Annotated in this window: 15 protein-coding genes and 1 tRNA gene; 7 read left to right on the top strand and 9 right to left on the bottom strand. The window is 59.8% G+C overall.

What is annotated here, in order from left to right:
* The first annotated feature begins 120 nt into the window (after positions 1-120).
* Entirely contained in the window at positions 121-1,146 is a 1,026-nt protein-coding gene (gene astE / locus DA373_RS07570; RefSeq protein WP_107851709.1) for a succinylglutamate desuccinylase, read from the top strand.
* Positions 1,147-1,330: 184 nt separating this feature from the next.
* A complete protein-coding gene (locus tag DA373_RS07565) occupies positions 1,331-2,182 on the top strand; it encodes an outer membrane protein OmpK (RefSeq protein ID WP_107851708.1) in 852 nt (283 codons plus the stop codon).
* 39 nt (positions 2,183-2,221) lie between these two features.
* On the opposite strand, the gene DA373_RS07560 is transcribed toward DA373_RS07565, so the two are convergent.
* Positions 2,222-2,773 carry an HPP family protein gene (locus DA373_RS07560; protein WP_107851707.1) on the bottom strand — a complete coding sequence of 184 codons (552 nt, stop codon included), beginning with the start codon at positions 2,771-2,773 and terminating at the stop codon, positions 2,222-2,224.
* A gap of 134 nt (positions 2,774-2,907) precedes the next feature.
* On the opposite strand from DA373_RS07560, the gene DA373_RS07555 reads away from it, so the two are divergent.
* Both DA373_RS07555 and DA373_RS07550 read left to right on the top strand, forming a co-directional pair.
* Entirely contained in the window at positions 2,908-3,108 is a 201-nt protein-coding gene (locus tag DA373_RS07555; protein ID WP_107851706.1) for a hypothetical protein, read from the top strand.
* A gap of 53 nt (positions 3,109-3,161) precedes the next feature.
* A tRNA-Ser gene (locus tag DA373_RS07550) sits at positions 3,162-3,252 on the top strand.
* Between the two features lie 42 nt (positions 3,253-3,294).
* On the opposite strand, the gene DA373_RS07545 is transcribed toward DA373_RS07550, so the two are convergent.
* From DA373_RS07545 to DA373_RS07525, 5 genes are all read right to left on the bottom strand, one after another.
* Complete coding sequence (locus DA373_RS07545; RefSeq protein WP_107851705.1) at positions 3,295-5,874, bottom strand: TRAP transporter permease; 2,580 nt, start codon at positions 5,872-5,874, stop codon at positions 3,295-3,297.
* A gap of 123 nt (positions 5,875-5,997) precedes the next feature.
* Positions 5,998-6,981, bottom strand: a complete 984-nt coding sequence (locus DA373_RS07540; protein WP_107851704.1) for a TAXI family TRAP transporter solute-binding subunit — start codon at positions 6,979-6,981, stop codon at positions 5,998-6,000.
* A gap of 180 nt (positions 6,982-7,161) precedes the next feature.
* Positions 7,162-8,298: a MalY/PatB family protein gene (locus DA373_RS07535; RefSeq protein ID WP_107851703.1), complete on the bottom strand. Its 1,137-nt coding sequence runs from the start codon at positions 8,296-8,298 to the stop codon at positions 7,162-7,164.
* A 61-nt stretch (positions 8,299-8,359) separates the two neighbouring features.
* Positions 8,360-9,259, bottom strand: a complete 900-nt coding sequence (locus DA373_RS07530; protein ID WP_107851702.1) for a LysR family transcriptional regulator — start codon at positions 9,257-9,259, stop codon at positions 8,360-8,362.
* 124 nt (positions 9,260-9,383) lie between these two features.
* Positions 9,384-10,154, bottom strand: a complete 771-nt coding sequence (locus DA373_RS07525) for a YciK family oxidoreductase (protein ID WP_107851701.1) — start codon at positions 10,152-10,154, stop codon at positions 9,384-9,386.
* A gap of 148 nt (positions 10,155-10,302) precedes the next feature.
* Here DA373_RS07525 and sohB point away from each other — a divergent pair, with 148 nt between their 5' ends.
* The gene (gene sohB / locus DA373_RS07520; RefSeq protein WP_107851775.1) at positions 10,303-11,322 is read left to right on the top strand and encodes a protease SohB; all 1,020 of its coding nucleotides are present in this window, start codon (positions 10,303-10,305) and stop codon (positions 11,320-11,322) included.
* A gap of 62 nt (positions 11,323-11,384) precedes the next feature.
* On the opposite strand, the gene astB is transcribed toward sohB, so the two are convergent.
* Complete coding sequence (astB, locus tag DA373_RS07515; protein WP_107851700.1) at positions 11,385-12,719, bottom strand: N-succinylarginine dihydrolase; 1,335 nt, start codon at positions 12,717-12,719, stop codon at positions 11,385-11,387.
* A 335-nt stretch (positions 12,720-13,054) separates the two neighbouring features.
* On the opposite strand from astB, the gene topA reads away from it, so the two are divergent.
* Entirely contained in the window at positions 13,055-15,682 is a 2,628-nt protein-coding gene (gene topA, locus DA373_RS07510) for a type I DNA topoisomerase (RefSeq protein ID WP_107851699.1), read from the top strand.
* A gap of 98 nt (positions 15,683-15,780) precedes the next feature.
* Positions 15,781-15,945, top strand: coding sequence for a hypothetical protein (locus DA373_RS16390; RefSeq protein WP_198650266.1), 165 nt, complete (start codon positions 15,781-15,783; stop codon positions 15,943-15,945).
* A gap of 12 nt (positions 15,946-15,957) precedes the next feature.
* Here DA373_RS16390 and DA373_RS07505 read toward each other — a convergent pair whose 3' ends face one another.
* A complete protein-coding gene (locus DA373_RS07505; protein ID WP_107851698.1) occupies positions 15,958-16,296 on the bottom strand; it encodes an MGMT family protein in 339 nt (112 codons plus the stop codon).
* Between the two features lie 21 nt (positions 16,297-16,317).
* Complete coding sequence (gene ggt, locus DA373_RS07500) at positions 16,318-18,042, bottom strand: gamma-glutamyltransferase (protein ID WP_107851697.1); 1,725 nt, start codon at positions 18,040-18,042, stop codon at positions 16,318-16,320.
* Positions 18,043-18,207: the final 165 nt, after the last annotated feature.

Below are 18,207 nucleotides of genomic sequence, written 5' to 3'. Positions count from 1 at the left end.
AGTTTTCCACCTTCGAAGACCGGCGGCGCCGCCGCAAAAATCAGTTTTAGATTTTGATACTGAAATCATGTTTTATTGCGTTAATATATATGGCAATGAAATGGATTTTTGGAGGTATCTATGACTGAACACCGACTTGACGACTTTCTTGGTCTGAGCAGGCAACACCCCTGGCATCTGGCGTCTTTCAGCACCGCGCTGCCCGACGGCACCCGCGCCGAGGTATGGGACACGGGCGTGCTTTGTCTGGAGCCGGATGCACCGGGAGGGCGGGATCTGATCATCTCCTGCGGCATTCACGGTAATGAAACCGCCCCCATCGAGCTGTGTGAGCGGCTGTTGCAACAGCTGGTCTCGGGCCGGTTGCGCTGCCGGCAGCGGGTGCTGCTGATCTTTGGCAACCCGGCGGCGATGAACGCCGGCGTGCGGGAGCTGGAAGAAAATCTCAACCGCCTGTTTTCGGGGGCCCATGCCAGGGGAGCCGTTGCCAACCGGGAGCGGCAGCGGGCGGCGGCGCTTGAGGAGTATGTCAGGCGCTTTTTTGAAGCCCGTAACGGCAGCGAACGTCTGCATTATGATCTGCATACCGCCATTCGGCCTTCACGGCATGAAAAATTCGCCGTGCATCCCTTTACCCATGGGGCTCCCTACAGCCGCGCCCAGCTGGCGCTGTTGCAGGCCGCCGGCATCAACACCATTTTGTTGTCGCAGGCGCCCACCACCACTTTCAGTTATTTCAGCGCCCGTCATTTTGGCGCTCAGGCCTTTACCCTTGAGCTGGGCAAGGTCATGCCTTTTGGTGAAAACGATCCCGCCATGGTAGCGGAAATGGAGCACTGCCTGACCGCGCTGGTGTCTGAGCCCGGCTGGCAGCCGCCGGCGCTGGATCCTGCACGGCTTGAAGTGTTTGAAGTCAGTCAGGAAATCATCAAGCAGAGTTCACATTTTCGGCTTAACTTTAGCAAGGATGTACCCAATTTCACCCCGTTTGAGGCTGGCGCTCTGCTGGCAGCGGACGGGGAGAGCCGCTGGCTGGCGCAGGCGGACGGAGAAGCGGTGGTGTTTCCCAATGCCGCCGTGGCGCCGGGCCAGCGGGCAGCGCTGATGGTGAAGCCGGTACGCCTGAGTGAGGAACAACTGGGCTGAGTGAAGGGTGGCAATGGGATTTTTTTGACACCAGCTTTACTTTTGTAAACAAATTGTAGATTTTTGGTGTACTCCTGTGTAATCATTTCTACCGCTGAAATGTGAAATACAAAAAGCATAAAAAAATATTATTTTGTATTTACGTCAGGATTCACCCTTTGAACCATGTGAAGGAATCACGGTTATGAAGCACACCTGCAAGCGCGTTTTCACCCTGTCTGCCCTGGCCCTGGCCGTTTCTGCCGCTCCTCAGCTGAGCGCCGCCACCTGGTCAGATACCTATATCGGCTATCGTTACGGCACCGAATTTACCGAGCCGAATAACACTAAAGATGTGCAAAAGCATGTTCTGCAGCTGACCCACGCCAGCGGCTATGCCTATGGCCAGAACTTCTTTAATCTGGATGTGCTGCAGTCCGATGAAAATGATCCTGCTAATGATTTCAACAATCCAAATGAAAATGATGGGGCGTTGGAAGCCTATCTGACCTACCGCCATCAGCTGCATTTGGGTAAAATTTTTGACCAAGATCTGAGCTTTGGCCCGGTTAAGGAAGTGGCCCTGTCTGCCGGCTTCGACCTGAACACTAAAAACACTGAATTTGCGCCGCGCAAACAGCTGCTGGTGGTCGGTCCGACCCTGAAGTTTGCCGTGCCCAAGGGCTTCCTGGACTTCAGCATATTCTATGCTCACGAGCGAAATCATAATGGCTTTAAGCCAGCTGGTCAGCGTGATGTGACCTTCAATGATTACACCATTTATAACGTGGCGTGGGGCCTGCCCTTTAATGCCGGTCCGGTGCCCATGAAGTTCCAGGGCTTTGCCAACTACAACACGCCCAAGGGGCAGGGTACCGATTACGAGATTCTGGCGCGTCCTTCCCTGATGGTGGATGTGGGTCAGCTGGCCTTTGACAAGAGCAATACCCTGTGGGCCGGTGTGGGCTACGAATACTGGAATAACAAATTCGGTAACAATGGTGTACCGGGTGTAGACACTCACGCACCGACTTTCCAGCTGGAATGGCACTTCTGAGTGAGTCGTGAATTAAAAAAGGAGCCTATCGGCTCCTTTTTATTTGGGCTGCCGAACGGGCGCCGGCGTGGTATCGGGCGCGGAAGACGCGGCCGGCTCTTCCTTGTCCTTGCGTACCCTGGGTCCGAACGGATAGCGCCTGTGGGTAAACACATAGTGATAGGTGCTGGCAAAGCCGACCACAAACAGGGTGCTCATCAGGGTGGGCAGAATAAAGTCAATGGGGGCCAGGTGAGCACCCGCCAGATAAATCAGAATGGGGTTGGCGCCGGCGGGGGGATGCAGAGTATCGGTCAGCACCATCAGCGTCAGGCTCAGGCCAAAGCACACGCCCAGGCCTAGCAGGGGATCGGGAATAAGCTCAAGGCCGGCAATGGTGATGCAGGTGGTGAGCAGGTGCCCCAGAATCACGTTTTTGGGACGTGATAGAGGGGCCGAGGGCAGCAGCAGCAACAGCACCAGGGTCGCGCCCATGGGCGCACTCAGCACCATAAAGTGGGTCCAGTCTTTCAGGTAACTCAGACAGATAACGGCCACAAAACCGGCCAGCCCGGCCAGGGTGGCGTCGCGAAGACGGTGTTTAAAATGCATCGAAACCTCGTTGGTATGAGAATTTTTATAATCTATGCTTATAAAACGAGCGGTTAAATTGTATTTATAATGCATATCAAATTAAAGCCATCCTCGATGAAAAATACGCATAACCTATATGCAAGGAGGGATCCATGAGCGAGCATGAATCCTTGCGCAAGGCGCTGCGCTGGCTCACGGAGCAGCCCCGCATAGATCAGGACACCATTGCCGAAGCCAGCAACCATTTCGACCTGTCTCCCCTGGATGAACAGTTTCTGCGGGACTATTTTCTCAAACATCCCCGGGAAGAAGTTTCAAAAAATACGCAAAGTGATGATTTGAAAAGCAATTGAACCAGCACACCCTTTACAGCCCGGCATGGCACACAGTATGATGCGTCGGGTCAGGAGGGGTGGCAGAGTGGTTGAATGCACCGGTCTTGAAAACCGGCGTGGGTTTATAGCCCACCGTGGGTTCAAATCCCACCTCCTCCGCCAGACCATAAAAAAGCCCGCTGCATTTGCAGCGGGCTTTTTGCATCAGGCCTGTTCCGGTCTGCGCCGCCGGCGTTGTGCCCAGGCTACCAGTCCGGCCAGAGCCAGAGCGGGAATAAACATCCACTCCTTGTCGGGCCGGTCCGATGGCCGTTGCAGGGCTTTGATCTCCAGATCGAAGTCTACCCCCAGCCGCTCGGCCTGGCTGCCGAAGTCCACCATGTCGATAATGACCTTGTCATCCAGAGTGCGCAGGCTGCTGATGCCGGTACTGGCCAGTCGCTCGGCCGCACTTTGCCGCTCGGCATCAAAGTTCAGCCTGACGATTTTGTTCACCGGCTCGCCAAACAGGTTCTTGCCTCCCAGTTGCAGAATGATCGACTCATTCTCCGGCAGGCTTTCCACCACCTGTTCCCACTGGCTGGCGTTATACACGGCCATGGGCGGAAACAGTTTGTCCCAGAAGAAACCGGGCCGGAACAGGGTAAACGCCACCAGCAACAGCGCCAGGGTTTCCCACCAGCGGCTTTTAACCAGCCAGAACCCCTGAGTGGCGGCGGCAAACAGCAGCATGGCCGCCAGGGCACTGGCGATGGTGAGCAACAGTCCGCCCCAGCTGTCGATGCCCAGCAACAACAGCTGAGTGTTGAAGATAAACATAAAGGGCAGAATGGCGGTACGAATGTCGTAGGTAAAACCCTGAATACCGGTTTTTATCGGATCCGCCTTGGCAATGGCGGCGGCGGCAAAGGCCGCCAGCCCCACCGGCGGGGTGTCGTCGGCGAGAATGCCAAAGTAGAACACGAACAGGTGCACGGCAATCAGCGGCACAATCAGCCCATGCTGGGCGCCCAGGTTGACGATCACCGGTGCCATCAGGGTGGATACCACTATGTAGTTGGCGGTGGTGGGCAGGCCCATGCCCAGCAGCAGGCTGATCACGGCGGTGAAAATGAGCATCAGCAGCAGGCTGCCGCCGGAGATAAACTCTACGAACTCGGTCATCACCAGGCCAATACCGGTGAGGGTGACCGTGCCCACCACAATGCCGGCGGCGGCGGTGGCAACACCGATACCAATCATGTTGCGGGCACCGGTCACCAGCCCCATAAACAGATCAAAGGTGCCTTCTCTCAGCATGCCTTCAGACGCTTCCTTGCGGAACATGGCCTTGAGCGGCTTGTGGGTGACCACAATAAACATCATGAACAGGGTCGCCCAGAAGGCTGACAGTCCCGGCGACAGCCGCTCCACGGTGAGACACCACACCAGCACCACAATGGGCAGCAGATAATACATGCCCGACTTGAAGGTGGGGCCGGGCTCGGGCATATGAATATCCGGATTGTCGGGATCGTCAATCACCAGATCCGGCAGCCGGGCCGACCAGGCCACCAGCGCCAGATAAATGATCAGCGCCAGCGCACTCAGCACCCAGCTGGCCGCAGGACCAAACAGGGTCTTGGTCCAGCCAATGCCGTAATAAATCACGGCGGTGAGCACCATCATGCCAATGGCCATGGTCAGAAAGCCAAGCAGACGCTGGGCCAGGGTGACCTTGCGCCGTTGTTGCAGGGGCTGCATGCCGGCCTTGACCGCTTCCAGATGCACAATGTAAATCAGGGCGGCGTAGGAGATCAGCGCCGGCAGAATGGCCGCCTTGATCACCTCGATATAGGAAATGCCCACGTACTCCACCATCAGAAAGGCGGCGGCTCCCATAATGGGCGGCGTCAGCTGGCCGTTGGTGGAGGCGGCCACCTCAACGGCACCGGCCTTGGTAGCGGGAAAACCAACCCGTTTCATCAGCGGTATGGTAAAGGTGCCCGTGGTCACCACGTTGGCAATGGAGGAGCCCGACACCAGCCCCGACAGCCCCGACGACACCACCGCCGCCTTGGCCGGGCCGCCGCGCAGGTGGCCGAGCAGGGAAAAGGCCAGCTTGATAAAGTAGTTGCCGGCGCCGGCCCGCTCCAGCAGGGAGCCGAACAACACAAACATAAACACGAAGGAGGTGGATACCCCCAGCGCCACACCAAATACCCCTTCGGTGGTCAGCCACTGGTGCGTGACGGTGCGGGCCAGGCTGGCGCCGCGGTGGGCGATCACGTCCGGCATCCAGGGGCCGGCAAAGGTGTAAAACAGGAAAATTGCCGCCACCACCATCAGTGGCGGACCCAGGGCACGGCGGGTGGCTTCCAGCAGCAGCAGCATGCCGATACAGGCCACCACCAGATCCTGCATGATCGGCAGGCCCGGCCGGCCGGCCAGCTCCCGGTAAAACAGAAACAGGTAGGCGGCACAAAAGGCACCCACCAGGGCCAGCAGCCAGTCATGCCAGGGAATGCGATCCCGGGGGGAATGGGTCAGCGCGGGAAAGGCGGTGAACGACAGAAACACCGCAAACGCCAGGTGAATGGAGCGGGCCTCGGTATCATTGAAAATACCGATGTTGAACATAAAGGGCAGAGGCGAGACATACCACAGCTGAAACAGGGCCCAGCACAGGGGCACCAGCAGCAGCACCCAGTGGCCAAACCCGGTGGGGTGCCGGCCGCCGGTATCGGCCTGGGCCAGCATCTCATCAAGCTGTTTTTGTGTATTGTCCTGAGGCGGGTGGGACATGGACTTTTCCTCCAAGTGCCAGGGATATACAGCAAGCCGGGGCGGCAAGACACATGCTTGCCGCCCCGGATTTATCCTGACCGAAACAGTGAGGGAAGCAGGGCTTCCCGGTGCAGGGCCGGATTACTCGGCCAGGCCGGCTTCCTTGTAGTATTTCAGGGCGCCGGGGTGCAGCGGGGCGCTCAGGCCGTCCTTGACCATTTCCTCTTTCTTGAGGTTGGCAAAGGCCGGATGCAGGCGCACAAACTGGTCAAAGTTGTCGAATACCGCCTTGGTCAGCTGGTAAATCTGGGCTTCCGGTACCTTGGCGCTGGTCACCAGGTTGGCGCCCACGCCAAAGGTGTGTACGTCTTCGTCGGAGCCGGCATATTCGCCGCCGGGAATGGTAATGTGACGATAATAAGCGTTATCGGCGATCAGCTTGTCGACCACTTCGCCCTGTACCGACACCAGGTTGGCCTCGCAGGCGGTGGTGGCTTCCTTGATGGAGCCGTTGGGATGACCGACCACATACACAAAGGCGTCGATACGGTTGTCACACAGGGCCTGGCCGTGTTCGGCCGGGCGCAGCTCGGATACCAGGCTGAAATCGTCCTGGGTCCAGCCATAGGCCTTCAGCAACACTTCCATGGTGTCGCGCTGGCCGGAGCCGGGGTTGCCGATATTGACCCGCTTGCCCTTGAGATCCTCAAAGGTTTTGATGTTGGCATCCTTGCGCGCCACTATGGTCACCGCCTCACCGTGCAGGGAGAACACGGCGCGCAGATCCTCAAAGGCACCCTGCTCGGCAAAGCCGCTTTCGCCATTCAGCGCCTGGTATTCCAGATCCGACTGGGCAATGCCCACTTCCAGCTCGCCGGAGCGCAGGGAGTTCAGGTTATAGGGGGAGCCACCGGTGCTTTCCACCGAGCAGCGAATGCCGTGCTCGGCCCGGCCCTGATTGACCAGCCGGCAGATGGCGCCGCCGGTGGGGTAGTAAACCCCGGTCACGCCGCCGGTACCTATGGTGATAAAGCTCTGCTCCACGGCCAGGGCACCGGGTACACCGGCGCCCAGTCCCAGGCTCATGACTGCCGCCACGCCACTGATGGTTTTTTTGATCGACATAGTTCCTTTTCCTTGTCTGAAGGTTCAGTAACCCGTATTTGTTGTTTTGCTAAGCCATTAAAAGATAGCAAAAAAATACTTCACAAGGCGAGAATAAAGGTGTCTTTTGAGTATGGTTTGGCCGAGTATGAAAAAGGCCGGCATGTACTCATGCCGGCCTTGCAGGGGAAGGGCGCGGGTTCAGCGGCTGTTGATGGCGGCAATCATGCGATGCAGGGCTTCATCGAGCATGGCCCGGGGGCAGCCGAAGTTCAGCCGCACAAAGTTGCTGCCGCCGAACTGGCCACCGGGAGAGAGGCCTACACCGGCTTGTTCAAAGAAGCCGATGGGATCATCCAGCTCAAGGCCGCTGATGTCGATCCAGGCCAGGTAGGTGGCCTCGGGAGGCAATACCTTGATGCCGGGCACGCCGTTCAGGCGCTCCACCAGCAGATCCCGGTTCTGACGGAGGTACTCAAGCTGGGCCTGCAGCCATTCCTCGCCATCGGCATAGGCGGCTTCGGCGGCCACAAAACCGAGCAGGTTAACATCGGCCATGATGCCACGGGCGGCCCGAATAAAACGGGTGCGCAGTTCGGGGTTGGGCACCACCGCAAAGGAGCAGCACAGGCCGGCTATGTTAAAGGTTTTGCTGGGGGCCATCAGAATAATGCTGCGGTCGGCGGCGTCCTGGTCGATGGCGGCATAGGGCACGTGGGGTTTGCCTTCGTCCAGCAGCAGATCGCAGTGAATTTCGTCGGAGCACACCACCAGGTTGTGGCGTTTGGCGATATCGTTGATGGCCTGAAGCTCGTCTTGAGTGTAGATGGTGCCGCCCGGATTATGGGGGTTGCAGAACAGCAGCAGGTCGCTGTCCTGGGCCTGACGCTCCAGGGATTCGAGATCGAGCAGCCAGCGGCCGTCCTTTTCCACCATTTCCACATGCGCCGCCTTGCGGCCGTGAAAGCCCGGGGCGTGCAGGAACGGATAATAGATGGGCTTGGGCATCAGAATGTTGCTGCCGGGCTCGCTGAAGGTCTGGCAGGCCAGGTTGAGTGCCGGCACCACGCCGGGCATGTATACCAGCCAGTCGGCCTGAATGTCCCAGCCATAGCGCTCGCGCAGGCGCTCGATAATCAGCTCGGTGAGTGCCGGGGTGGGGCGGCTGTAACCGAAAATGCCGTGTTCAACCCGTTCGCTCAGGGCTTCAATCACGGCGGGCGGGGCCTTGAACTCGGTGTCGGCCACCCACATGGGCAGAATGTTGGTGCCTTCGTATTTCAGCCACTTGAGGGCCCGGGTAGGGCGGCGGTCTATCCACTGATCGAAATCAAACATGAGGAATCCTTGTCAACTGCGAGCCCAAGAGCATAAGGAAGCGAATGCGGGCTGGCAACAATCAGCAGACATTCCCGGGGTCGGTTTGCTCGTCATAGTGCTGGCGGATAAGACCCAGCAACAGGCTGGCGGCCGGCCCCGGCGGCGTGGTGCCGGGCAGGATCAGGTGGGTAAAGCGTTTGCGCAGGGCCTGGTTGGCCATGTTGAGACGCACCAGCACACCGTCGTTTATCATGGGTGAAACCACATCCAGGGGCAGCCAGGCAAAGCCCACGCCCCGGCGCAGCAGGGACAGGGCATCGTGCAGGTGATTGATGATCCAGCGCTGTTCGCCCCGGGCCCAGCCCTCTTCCTGCTCGTTGCCGTCGGCCAGCACCAGTTCAAGCTGTTGTTCCAGCTCGGTCTGGCCGACCTCGGCCAGGCTGGCCAGCGGGTGATCCGGCGCACTGACGGGGACATAAACCGTGGTGGCCAGGGGCAGGGAGGTCATGTTGGGAAAGGCGCGTGAAGCAAACACCATGTTGGCGGCCTGCTGGTTGATCACCGTCTGGCAGCCTGAAGGCTGGGTCTCGACCAGATGAATGCGGCAGCCCCGGGACTGGCGGCGGAATTCAGCCAGCGCCTGATACAGTGGCGCCCGGGGCAGGGAGGCCTCTACCACAATGCGCAGCACCGGCTCCCAGCCGCTGGAGAGAATATCGGCCAGGCGTTCCAGGCTTTCCACATCCTGAGTGAGCTTGCGCGAACGGCGCAGAAACACCTCACCCTGAGGAGTGAGGCAGGCCTTGCGGCCACGTACTTCCAGCAGCGCCAGACCCAGCGCCTGTTGCAGCTTGGCCACCGCATGGTTAAGGGATGACTGACTCTTGTTCAGCTTTTCAGCCGCCTGAGCGTAGCCGCCATAATCGACCACTGCCTGGAAGATACGCCACTGCTCAACCGTGCTTTTGGGACGATACATGAATGAAATGCCTGCCTTGGCCCTGCCGTTGCGGGGCCTTGCCATGGCCCCTTGGTGACTGTTATCAGCTTCAGTTTTAGCTGATTTTTGCCGGCTTGTCAGCAGGCGCGTCAGCCATAACAGATTAGTTCTGGCTGGTTTGTCCGGGAATACGGTCGGGCTGGGCGTCAATGGACTGGCCGTTGACCTCCAGGCTGTCGTTGCCCATCAGGTAGAGATAAGGCCCCATAATGTCGGCGGGGGTGCGCAGGCTGGAGGGGGCTTCGGCGGGAAAGGCGCGGGCCCGCATGTGGGTACGGGTGGCGCCCGGGTTGATGCAGTTGGCGCGCACGCCGGAGCCGTCGAGTTCGGCGGCCAGCACCTGCATCATGCCTTCGGTGGCAAACTTGGAAATGGCGTAGCTGCCCCAGTAGGCCCGGCCCTGCTTGCCCACGCCTGAGCTGGTGAACACGATGGAAGCGGGCTTGCTGTCTTTCAGCAGCGGCAGCAGCGCCTGGGTCATCAGAAACTGGGATTTGACATTGACCTGCATGACCTTGTCCCACTCGTCTTCACCGATCATTTCGAACGGTCCCAGAGCACCCAGCTGACCGGCGTTGAACAGCACGCCATCGAGGCGGCCAAACTGCTGGCGCAGGGTGGCGGCCATGTCCTGGTAATTTTGCTTGGTGGCGCCGGTCAGATCCAGGGGAATAATGGCCGGCTCCGGGCTGCCCTGGGCAAGCAGTTCGTCGTAAACGGCCTCCAGTTTCTTGACCGTTTTGCCCAGCAATACCACGGTGGCGCCGTGAGCACCATAGCTCAGGGCGGCCTGACGGCCAATACCGTCGCCGGCGCCGGTCACCAGAATGACGTTGTTGTTGAGCAAATCGGAAGCAGGTTGGTAATCGAGCATGTGGCTTGTTCTCTGTGCGAGGTTCAGTGTGGCCCGATCAAACCAGACTCCGGGGCCTGATGCCAGTGCCGAAAGCAAAAAAGCCGATTGGTGTTCCTGTTTGAGGCTTTTACAATGACCGCAAACAATCTGTTAAGGAGAAATGGCAGTGGAATTTTTGTATGAATATGGCCTGTTCGCCGCCAAGGTCCTTACCTGGGTGGCCGCCGTGGCGGTGATTGTGGGCCTGATTGCCGGGGCTGCGGCCAGGCAGAAGCAGGGAGCCGACAGCATCAGGGTCAAGGATCTGAGTGCCGCGCTGCGTCGCCAGGCCCGGCGCCTGCGTATGGAAACCGCCGTAACCGATGCAGAGCGCAAGGCACTGAAACAGGAATTTCAGAAGGCGGACAAGGTGGAAAAAAAACAGGGTGACGCCCGTTCCCGCCTTTATGTGCTTGATTTCAAGGGAAGCATGGACGCCCACGAAGTAGCGGGTCTCAGTCGTGAAGTGACCGCCCTGCTGCAGCTGGCAGAGCCCGGCGATGAAGTGCTGGTGCGGCTGGAGTCCGGCGGCGGCGTGGTACACGGCTACGGTCTGGGGGCGGCCGAGCTGCAACGGCTGAAAGGCCATGGCCTCAGGCTGACGGTGGCGGTGGACAAGGTGGCCGCCAGCGGCGGTTACATGATGGCCTGCGTGGCCGAGCGCATCATTGCCGCCCCCTTTGCCATTGTCGGCTCCATCGGCGTGGTGGCCCAGCTGCCCAACTTCAACAAGTTTCTGAAAAACCGGGATATCGACATTGAGCTGCATACCGCCGGGGAATACAAGCGCACCCTGACCCTGTTCGGGGAAAATGACGATCATGGCCGGGCCAAGTTCCGTGAAGAGCTGGAGGTGATCCATCGGCGCTTCAAGGCCTTTATCGCCGAGAACCGGCCCGGACTGGAGCTGGATCGCGTGGCCACCGGTGAACACTGGCTGGCCAGCGATGCACAGGCACTGGGACTGGTGGACGGCCTGCAGACCAGCAGTGACTACCTGCTGGCGCAAAGTAGCGACAAGCGTATTATCAGCCTGCATTACAAGCCGAAACAAACGCTCAAGGACAAGCTGGGCAAGGCGGCGGAGGCCGGCGTCAGCCGGGCGCTGATGAAGCTTTATGAGGCGGGTCAGCGGCCCTTTGGCTGACCCCTTCGGGGAGCTGTAAGCCGTAAGCTCCCCATTCCCCATTCCCCATTCCCCGCTTAAATTTACCGCTGGAACGGATACACGGATCCCAGGTTGAGGATCCGGGTCAGTTCGTCCAGAGCGGTGCGGGACTCGGTCAGCAGCGCCGGATCTCGCAGATCATCCGGGCTCAGCTGATCCCGGTAGTGGCGGTTGACCCACTGGCTCAGGCGGCCGTGCAGCTCATCCGTCATCAGGCAGGCCGGGTTGACCGCGGCCAGCTCGGCCTCGTTCATGGCTACCCGCAGGCGCAGGCAGGCGGGGCCGCCGCCGTTTTGCATGCTTTGCTTTACGTCCATAAAGCGCACTTCCTTTACCGGGGTATTCATGGCGGTCAGTCGCTCGAGATAGGCGCTGACGCTGGGCGTATCGGCACACTCGGTGGGAGCGATCAGCGCCATGTGGCCGGGGGCCAGGGTGACCAGCTGGGTGTTGAACAGGTAGCTTTTCACCGCATCGGCCACCGGCACGTCCTCATCGGAGACCTCGATAAAGTGCAGCCCGGCGTCGGGCAGTTTGCGGCGCAGCTCGTCCTGCATGCCTTGGGTGTCGAGAAAGGCCTGCTGATGATAAAACAGCACGTTGCCGTTGCCCACGGCGATCACGTCGTTATGGAATACGCCCTGATCGATCACCGCCGGATTCTGCTGAATAAAGGCGGTGTTGTGTTCACTCAGGCCGTGCAGCCGGGCCACGGCCCGGGACGCTTCCAGAGTCTGGCGCGCCGGGTAGCGCCGGGGCGCCGGGGCATCAGGCTGATGGGCGCGGCGGCCATACACAAACAGCTCCAGTCCGCGCCCCTGGCTGTCATACAGGCGGGTATGGTTGGCGGCGCCTTCATCCCCCAGGTCATCGTGGGCGGGCAGGGCGGCGTGGTGATGAAAATAGCGCTCGTCGGCAAACACCCGGCGCAGAATGCGGCCGGTCACTTCGTGCTCCAGGGAGCGGTGAAACTTGTTGATCAGGTTGGCGGGGGTGAAATGCAGCCGGCCGTCGGCGGTGTCGGCACTGGGCGACACGGTGGCGGCATTGGCAGTCCACATCGACGAGGCCGAGCAGCAGGCCGCCAGCAGCCCCGGCGCCTCGCGAAAGGCCTTGTCCAGCACCTCGGCGTCGCTGCCGCCAAAGCCCAGCCGGCGCAGGGTGGCCAAGTCGGGGCGCTCCTGCGGCGCAAGCACACCCTGCACCAGGCCGAGGTCGGCCAGCGCCTTCATCTTGTCGAGTCCCTGCAAGGCGGCCTGGCGAGGATTGGAACTGTTGCGGGCATGCCGGCCGGAGGCCACATTGCCCCAGGACAGGCCGGCGTAATTGTGAGTGGGGCCGACCAGACCGTCAAAGTTCGCTTCGGTAACAACCATTACAATCTCCTTTAAAATGGTTTTTATGACCACAATTCTGCTGCGTCAGGCCATTATATTTGGATTTTTTAAGGAGTTGTAACCGGAATTTAACAGTGGAACACGCCGCCGAAATAATGATGCATAAAAAGCGGGCGAACAGGCACAAGATGTAAAAAAGCAGTTGATTCCTGCTGAGGTGAGGGCGTTAATAAATAAATATAAATTCATTGAAATTTTTTCAGGCCCGGGCCCGGTACGTTTGCTTTTTGTGGTTATATCACTTATACAGCCGTCATTACCGAGCCGCCGACCCGCCCGAACGGGGCCAGACATTAAGGATCTCAACGCGCTTTATGAGCAAATCTCTCGTTATTGTGGAATCGCCCGCCAAAGCCAAGACCATCAACAAGTACCTGGGCAGGAACTACGTGGTCAAATCCAGTGTCGGTCATGTCCGGGATCTGCCGACCGCCGGCTCCGCCACCGGCAAAAAGCCCGCTGCCCGCAAGACCGACACCAAGAACCTGAGCCCGGAAGAAAAGGCCCGGCTGAAAAAGGAAAAGGATCACAAGGCGCTGATCGCCCGCATGGGTGTGGATCCCGAACACGGCTGGCAGGCCAACTATCAGGTGCTGCCGGGCAAGGAAAAGGTGGTCAGCGAGCTGCAGGCCCTGGCCGAGAAGGCCGACACCGTTTATCTGGCAACGGATTTGGACCGCGAAGGGGAAGCCATTGCCTGGCACCTGAAGGAGCTGATCGGCGGTGACGACGACCGCTTCAAGCGGGTGGTGTTTAACGAGATCACCAAGTCCGCCATTCAGGATGCCTTCAGCCAGCCGTCCGAGCTTAACCTGAACCGGGTCAACGCCCAGCAGGCCCGTCGTTTTCTCGACCGGGTAGTGGGTTACATGGTGTCGCCGCTGCTGTGGAAAAAGGTGGCCCGGGGCCTGTCCGCCGGCCGGGTGCAGTCGGTGGCGGTGCGCCTCATCGTGGAAAAAGAGCGCGAAATCAAGGCTTTTGTACCCGAGGAATACTGGGACATTCAGGCGGCCCTGAGCAATGAGCAAAAGCTGGCGCTGTCGATGATGGTGGTCAAATACCAGGGCAGGGAATTCCGGCCCACCAACGAGGCCGACACCATGGCGGCGGTGGACGTCCTGCGGAGCAGTGCCTTTGAGGTGGCGTCCCGGGAAGACAGACCCACCCAGAGCAAGCCGCCGGCGCCCTTTATCACCTCCACCCTGCAGCAGGCTGCCAGCACCCGGCTGAGTTTTGGCGTCAAGCGCACCATGATGCTGGCCCAGCGCCTGTACGAGGCCGGTTACATCACCTATATGCGTACCGACTCCACCAACCTGAGCCAGGAAGCGGTGGCCTCGGTGCGCGACTTTATTCAGCAGCAGCACGGCAGCGACTACCTGCCCGAGTCACCCAATGTCTACGGCGCCAAGGCCAATGCCCAGGAGGCCCACGAGGCCATTCGCCCGTCCGACGTGGCCCTGTCTGCCGACCAGCTCGAAGGCATGGAGGCGGACGCCAAGCGGCTCTATGACCTGATCTGGCGTCAGTTTGTGGCCTGCCAGATGACCCCGGCCAGATACGACAGCAGCACCATCACGGTGCGTGCCGGTGACTACGAGCTCAAGGCCCGGGGCCGCATTCTGCGCTTTGCCGGCTGGACCAAGGTGCTTGCGCCGCAAAGCCGCAAGGGCGAAGACACCGAGCTGCCGGCGGTGCAGCAGGGCGAAACCCTCACCCTGAACGAGTTGACCCCCAAGCAGCACTTCACCAAGCCGCCGGCGCGTTTTACCGAAGCGGCCCTGGTGCGGGAGCTGGAAAAGCGCGGCATTGGCCGGCCGTCCACCTATGCATCCATCATCTCCACCATTCAGGACAGAGGCTACGTGAAGGTGGAGAGCCGCCGGTTCTATGCCGAGAAAATGGGCGAGATCGTGGCCGACCGGCTGCAGGAAAGCTTTGCCGAGCTGATGAACTACGACTTCACCGCCCAGATGGAAAGCAAGCTGGATGAAATTGCCGGCGGCCAGCTCAACTGGACCCAGGTGCTTGATGCCTTTTACGCCGAGTTCAGTGAAGAGCTGGAAAAGGCCGAGCGGCCGGCGGAGGAAGGCGGCATGCGCGCCAATGAAATGGTGCTCACCGACATCGACTGCCCCACCTGTGGCCGCAAAATGGGCATTCGCACCGCCACCACCGGCGTGTTTCTGGGCTGCTCCGGCTATGCCCTGCCGCCCAAGGAGCGCTGCAAGCAGACCATCAACCTGATCCCCGGTGACGACTTTGTGCTGGCCAACGACGAAGAGGCGGAAACCGACGCCCTGCGCGCCAAGCACCGTTGTGGCAAGTGTGGTACCGCCATGGATGCTTATCTGATCGACGACAAGCGCAAGCTGCATGTGTGTGGTCAGAACCCGGACTGCGACGGCTATGAGCTGGAACAGGGCCAGTTCAAGCTCAAGGGCTATGAAGGGCCGGTGATCGACTGCGACCGTTGCGGCAGTGAGATGCAGCTCAAGAATGGTCGCTTCGGCAAGTACATGGCCTGTACCAACGAGGAATGCAAGAATACCCGCAAGATCCTGAAAAACGGGGAAGTGGCGCCGCCCAAGGAAGATCCGGTGCATCTGCCCGAGCTGCCCTGCAGCCAGTCCGATGCCTATTTTGTGCTGCGCGACGGTGCCGCCGGCATCTTTATGGCTGCCAGCAACTTTCCCAAATCCCGGGAGACTCGGGCGCCGCTGGTGGAAGAGCTGGTGCGGTTCAAGGACAGGCTGCCACCCAAGTTCCTTTATCTGGCCGAGGCGCCGGTTGAAGATCCGGAGGGCAACAAGGCGATGGTACGTTTCAGCCGCAAAAACAAGGAACAATATGTGATGACCGAGGTCAATAAAAAAGCGACCGGCTGGACTGCTCACTATGTGGACGGTCAATGGCAGCAGCATCAGAAGGGCAAGAAGTAACGACAGGGCCCGGCTTAGCGTCGGGCTGATATCGCCGGACTCTTGAGCACAGGGAATCGAGTGCAACCACATCAGGCCGAGCCTGAGCAGGAGTGAATATGGATATTCGTGAAGTGAGGCCGGGCATGATCTGCCATACCACAGAAGGTTCGGGGTATGTGCTGGAAGTGGACGTCAATAACGAAGTGGTGCTGTTACAGCGCGAAGACGAAACCATTCCTTTTCAGGTACATGTGAGCGATCTGCTCGACGAGCTGGATTGACGTATTTGCACCTTACCCGTCCATCAGCATCAGCAGCGCGGCCAAGTCGGGCCGCCACTGGTGCTTTTTCATGTCTATTCGCCGGCCGGTAACGATCACGCCTTCCGCCAACAGCCGCTGCCGTTGTTCCTGTGCCTCGGCACTGCCGGCCGGCAGGCTGATACGGCCATCAGCAGCCACCACCCTGTGCCAGGGCAGGGCGGAAGTGTCGCTTTCCCGCAGTACACGCCCGGCCAGTCGTGCCCGTCCCGGAAGGCCCGCCAGATCGGCCAGCTGGCCATAGCTGACCACCCGCCCCGTGGGGATCAGCACAAGCAGTTTCAATATGGCCTGTCTGTTGGCAGTATTCATCGGCTTCTCCGGAATGGTGACTCAGTCGGCGGCCAGCGCCTGCCCTTCCCGGCGGGGGTCGGCAGCCCCTGTCAGACCCGTGTTATTTTGCATAATGACATGCAGGCCGGAGTTGAGCTCTGTGGTACGAATGTCAAAGCCGAGCGCCTTCATGGCCGGCAGCAGGGCCTGGTTGCGGCCGAAGGGCTCCATCTCAAGTACGCCTCCCCGATGCAGCACATGGGGCTGATGCACGGCCTCACGCACATTCATGCCCCAGTCGAGTACGTTTATCAGGGTGTGCAGCACATAGCCAATAATGCTGCTGCCGCCCGGTGAGCCCAGCACCAGCAGCAGCTGGTCTCTGTCGTCAAATACCAGGGTCGGGCTCATGGAGGAGCGCGGTCGCTTTCCCGGCTCCAGCCGGTTGGCCACCGGTATTCCATTGATTCTGGGAGAAAAGGCAAAATCGGTCAGTTCATTGTTGAGCAGAAACCCCTGAACCATCAGGCGGGAGCCAAAGGCATTTTCAATGGTGGAGGTGAGCGACACTGCGTTGCCGCTGGCATCAATAATGTTGAGGTGCGTGGTGGAAGGAAACTCGGGCGAAGCATCGGAAGACGTGGGCCAGTGACCTTTGGGTGTTCCCGGCGTGACGGCGGGCAGAGCCTGATGGCTGTTTTTCAGTAATTGGGCTCGTTCGGCCAGGTAGCTGGCGTCGAGCAGGCCCTCGACCGGTACCGGTACAAAATCACTGTCGGTCGCGTAGCGGCCACGGTCGGCAAACGCCAGGCGTGAGGCATCGGCAATCAGCCGCCAGGCGTCTGGTGAGGTGGGGCCCATCCGGCTCAGTTCAAAGTGAGACAGCATACCCAGAATCTGTCCCAGCGCCAGGGCGCCGGAGCTGGGTGGCCCCATACCGCAGACTTTGTATTGCCGGTAGGGAAAGCACAGGGCCGGGCGTTCCTGAACCCGGTACTGGGCCAGGTCTTCCAGGGCAAGATAACCGGGTGAGCCGGCGTTTTGCACCTTGCTGACCATCATCTGGGCCATTTTACCGGTGTAAAAGGCGGAGGGACCTTCAATGCTGATCCGGGTGAGCAGGGCCGCCAGCAGAGGATTGACAAGGCGGTGGCCGGCGGTGAGTGGCTGGCCCTGGTCATCAAAAAAATAGTGGCGGCTGTCGGCATCCCGAAGCAGGCTGTCACTGTTTTGCGCGATCAGCCGGGCCAGCCGCGGAGAGACATCAAAGCCGTTCAGCGCCAGGGTGATGGCGGGCACAAACAAATCGCGCCAGGGCAGGGTGCCGAAACGCTGGTGGGCCTGCCACATCAGCATTACGGTGCCGGGGGTGCCTACCGATTTACCGCCGATCACCGCATCCATAAATGCCAGAGGCTGGCCATTCTCATCGAGAAACAGGGTGTCCGGGGCCTGCAGCGGGGCCGTTTCCCGTCCGTCCAGAGTGGTAATTTTCCGTGTATCCTGCTGCCAGTGTACCATGAAGCCGCCACCACCCAGCCCGGAAGACTGGGGTTCAACCAGAGCCAGCACCATCTGGGCCGCGATCATGGCGTCCACGGCACTGCCCCCTCTGGCCAGCATGTCCTGTGCCGCCTGGCTGGCGTGGGGATTGGCGGTGACCACCATGGCCTTGCCGGCATGAACCAGAGGCTGATCCTGCCAGCCGGTGGCGGCCTCGGGAGGCGGTCTGTTATCGGCATGGGCCAGGGGCAGCCAGAGCAGGGCAAGCAGAAGCAGGCGCATAAAAAACTCCTTAACGGGGACTGACGCCAAGGGTAACCAGACAGCAGGTGCCCCGCCAGCCAAAAATTGTCCAAGGTGCTGAAAATAAAAGCAAATGAAGCAAATGTGAGAAAAATGACTTGTATTGCTCAGCGGCCTGCCTATAATGCCACTCCATCAACAGCG

The sequence above is a fragment of the Oceanimonas marisflavi genome, assembly GCF_003049725.1.
Lineage (GTDB): Bacteria > Pseudomonadota > Gammaproteobacteria > Enterobacterales > Aeromonadaceae > Oceanimonas > Oceanimonas marisflavi.
This window is presented reverse-complemented; position numbering and strand designations above follow the sequence as displayed.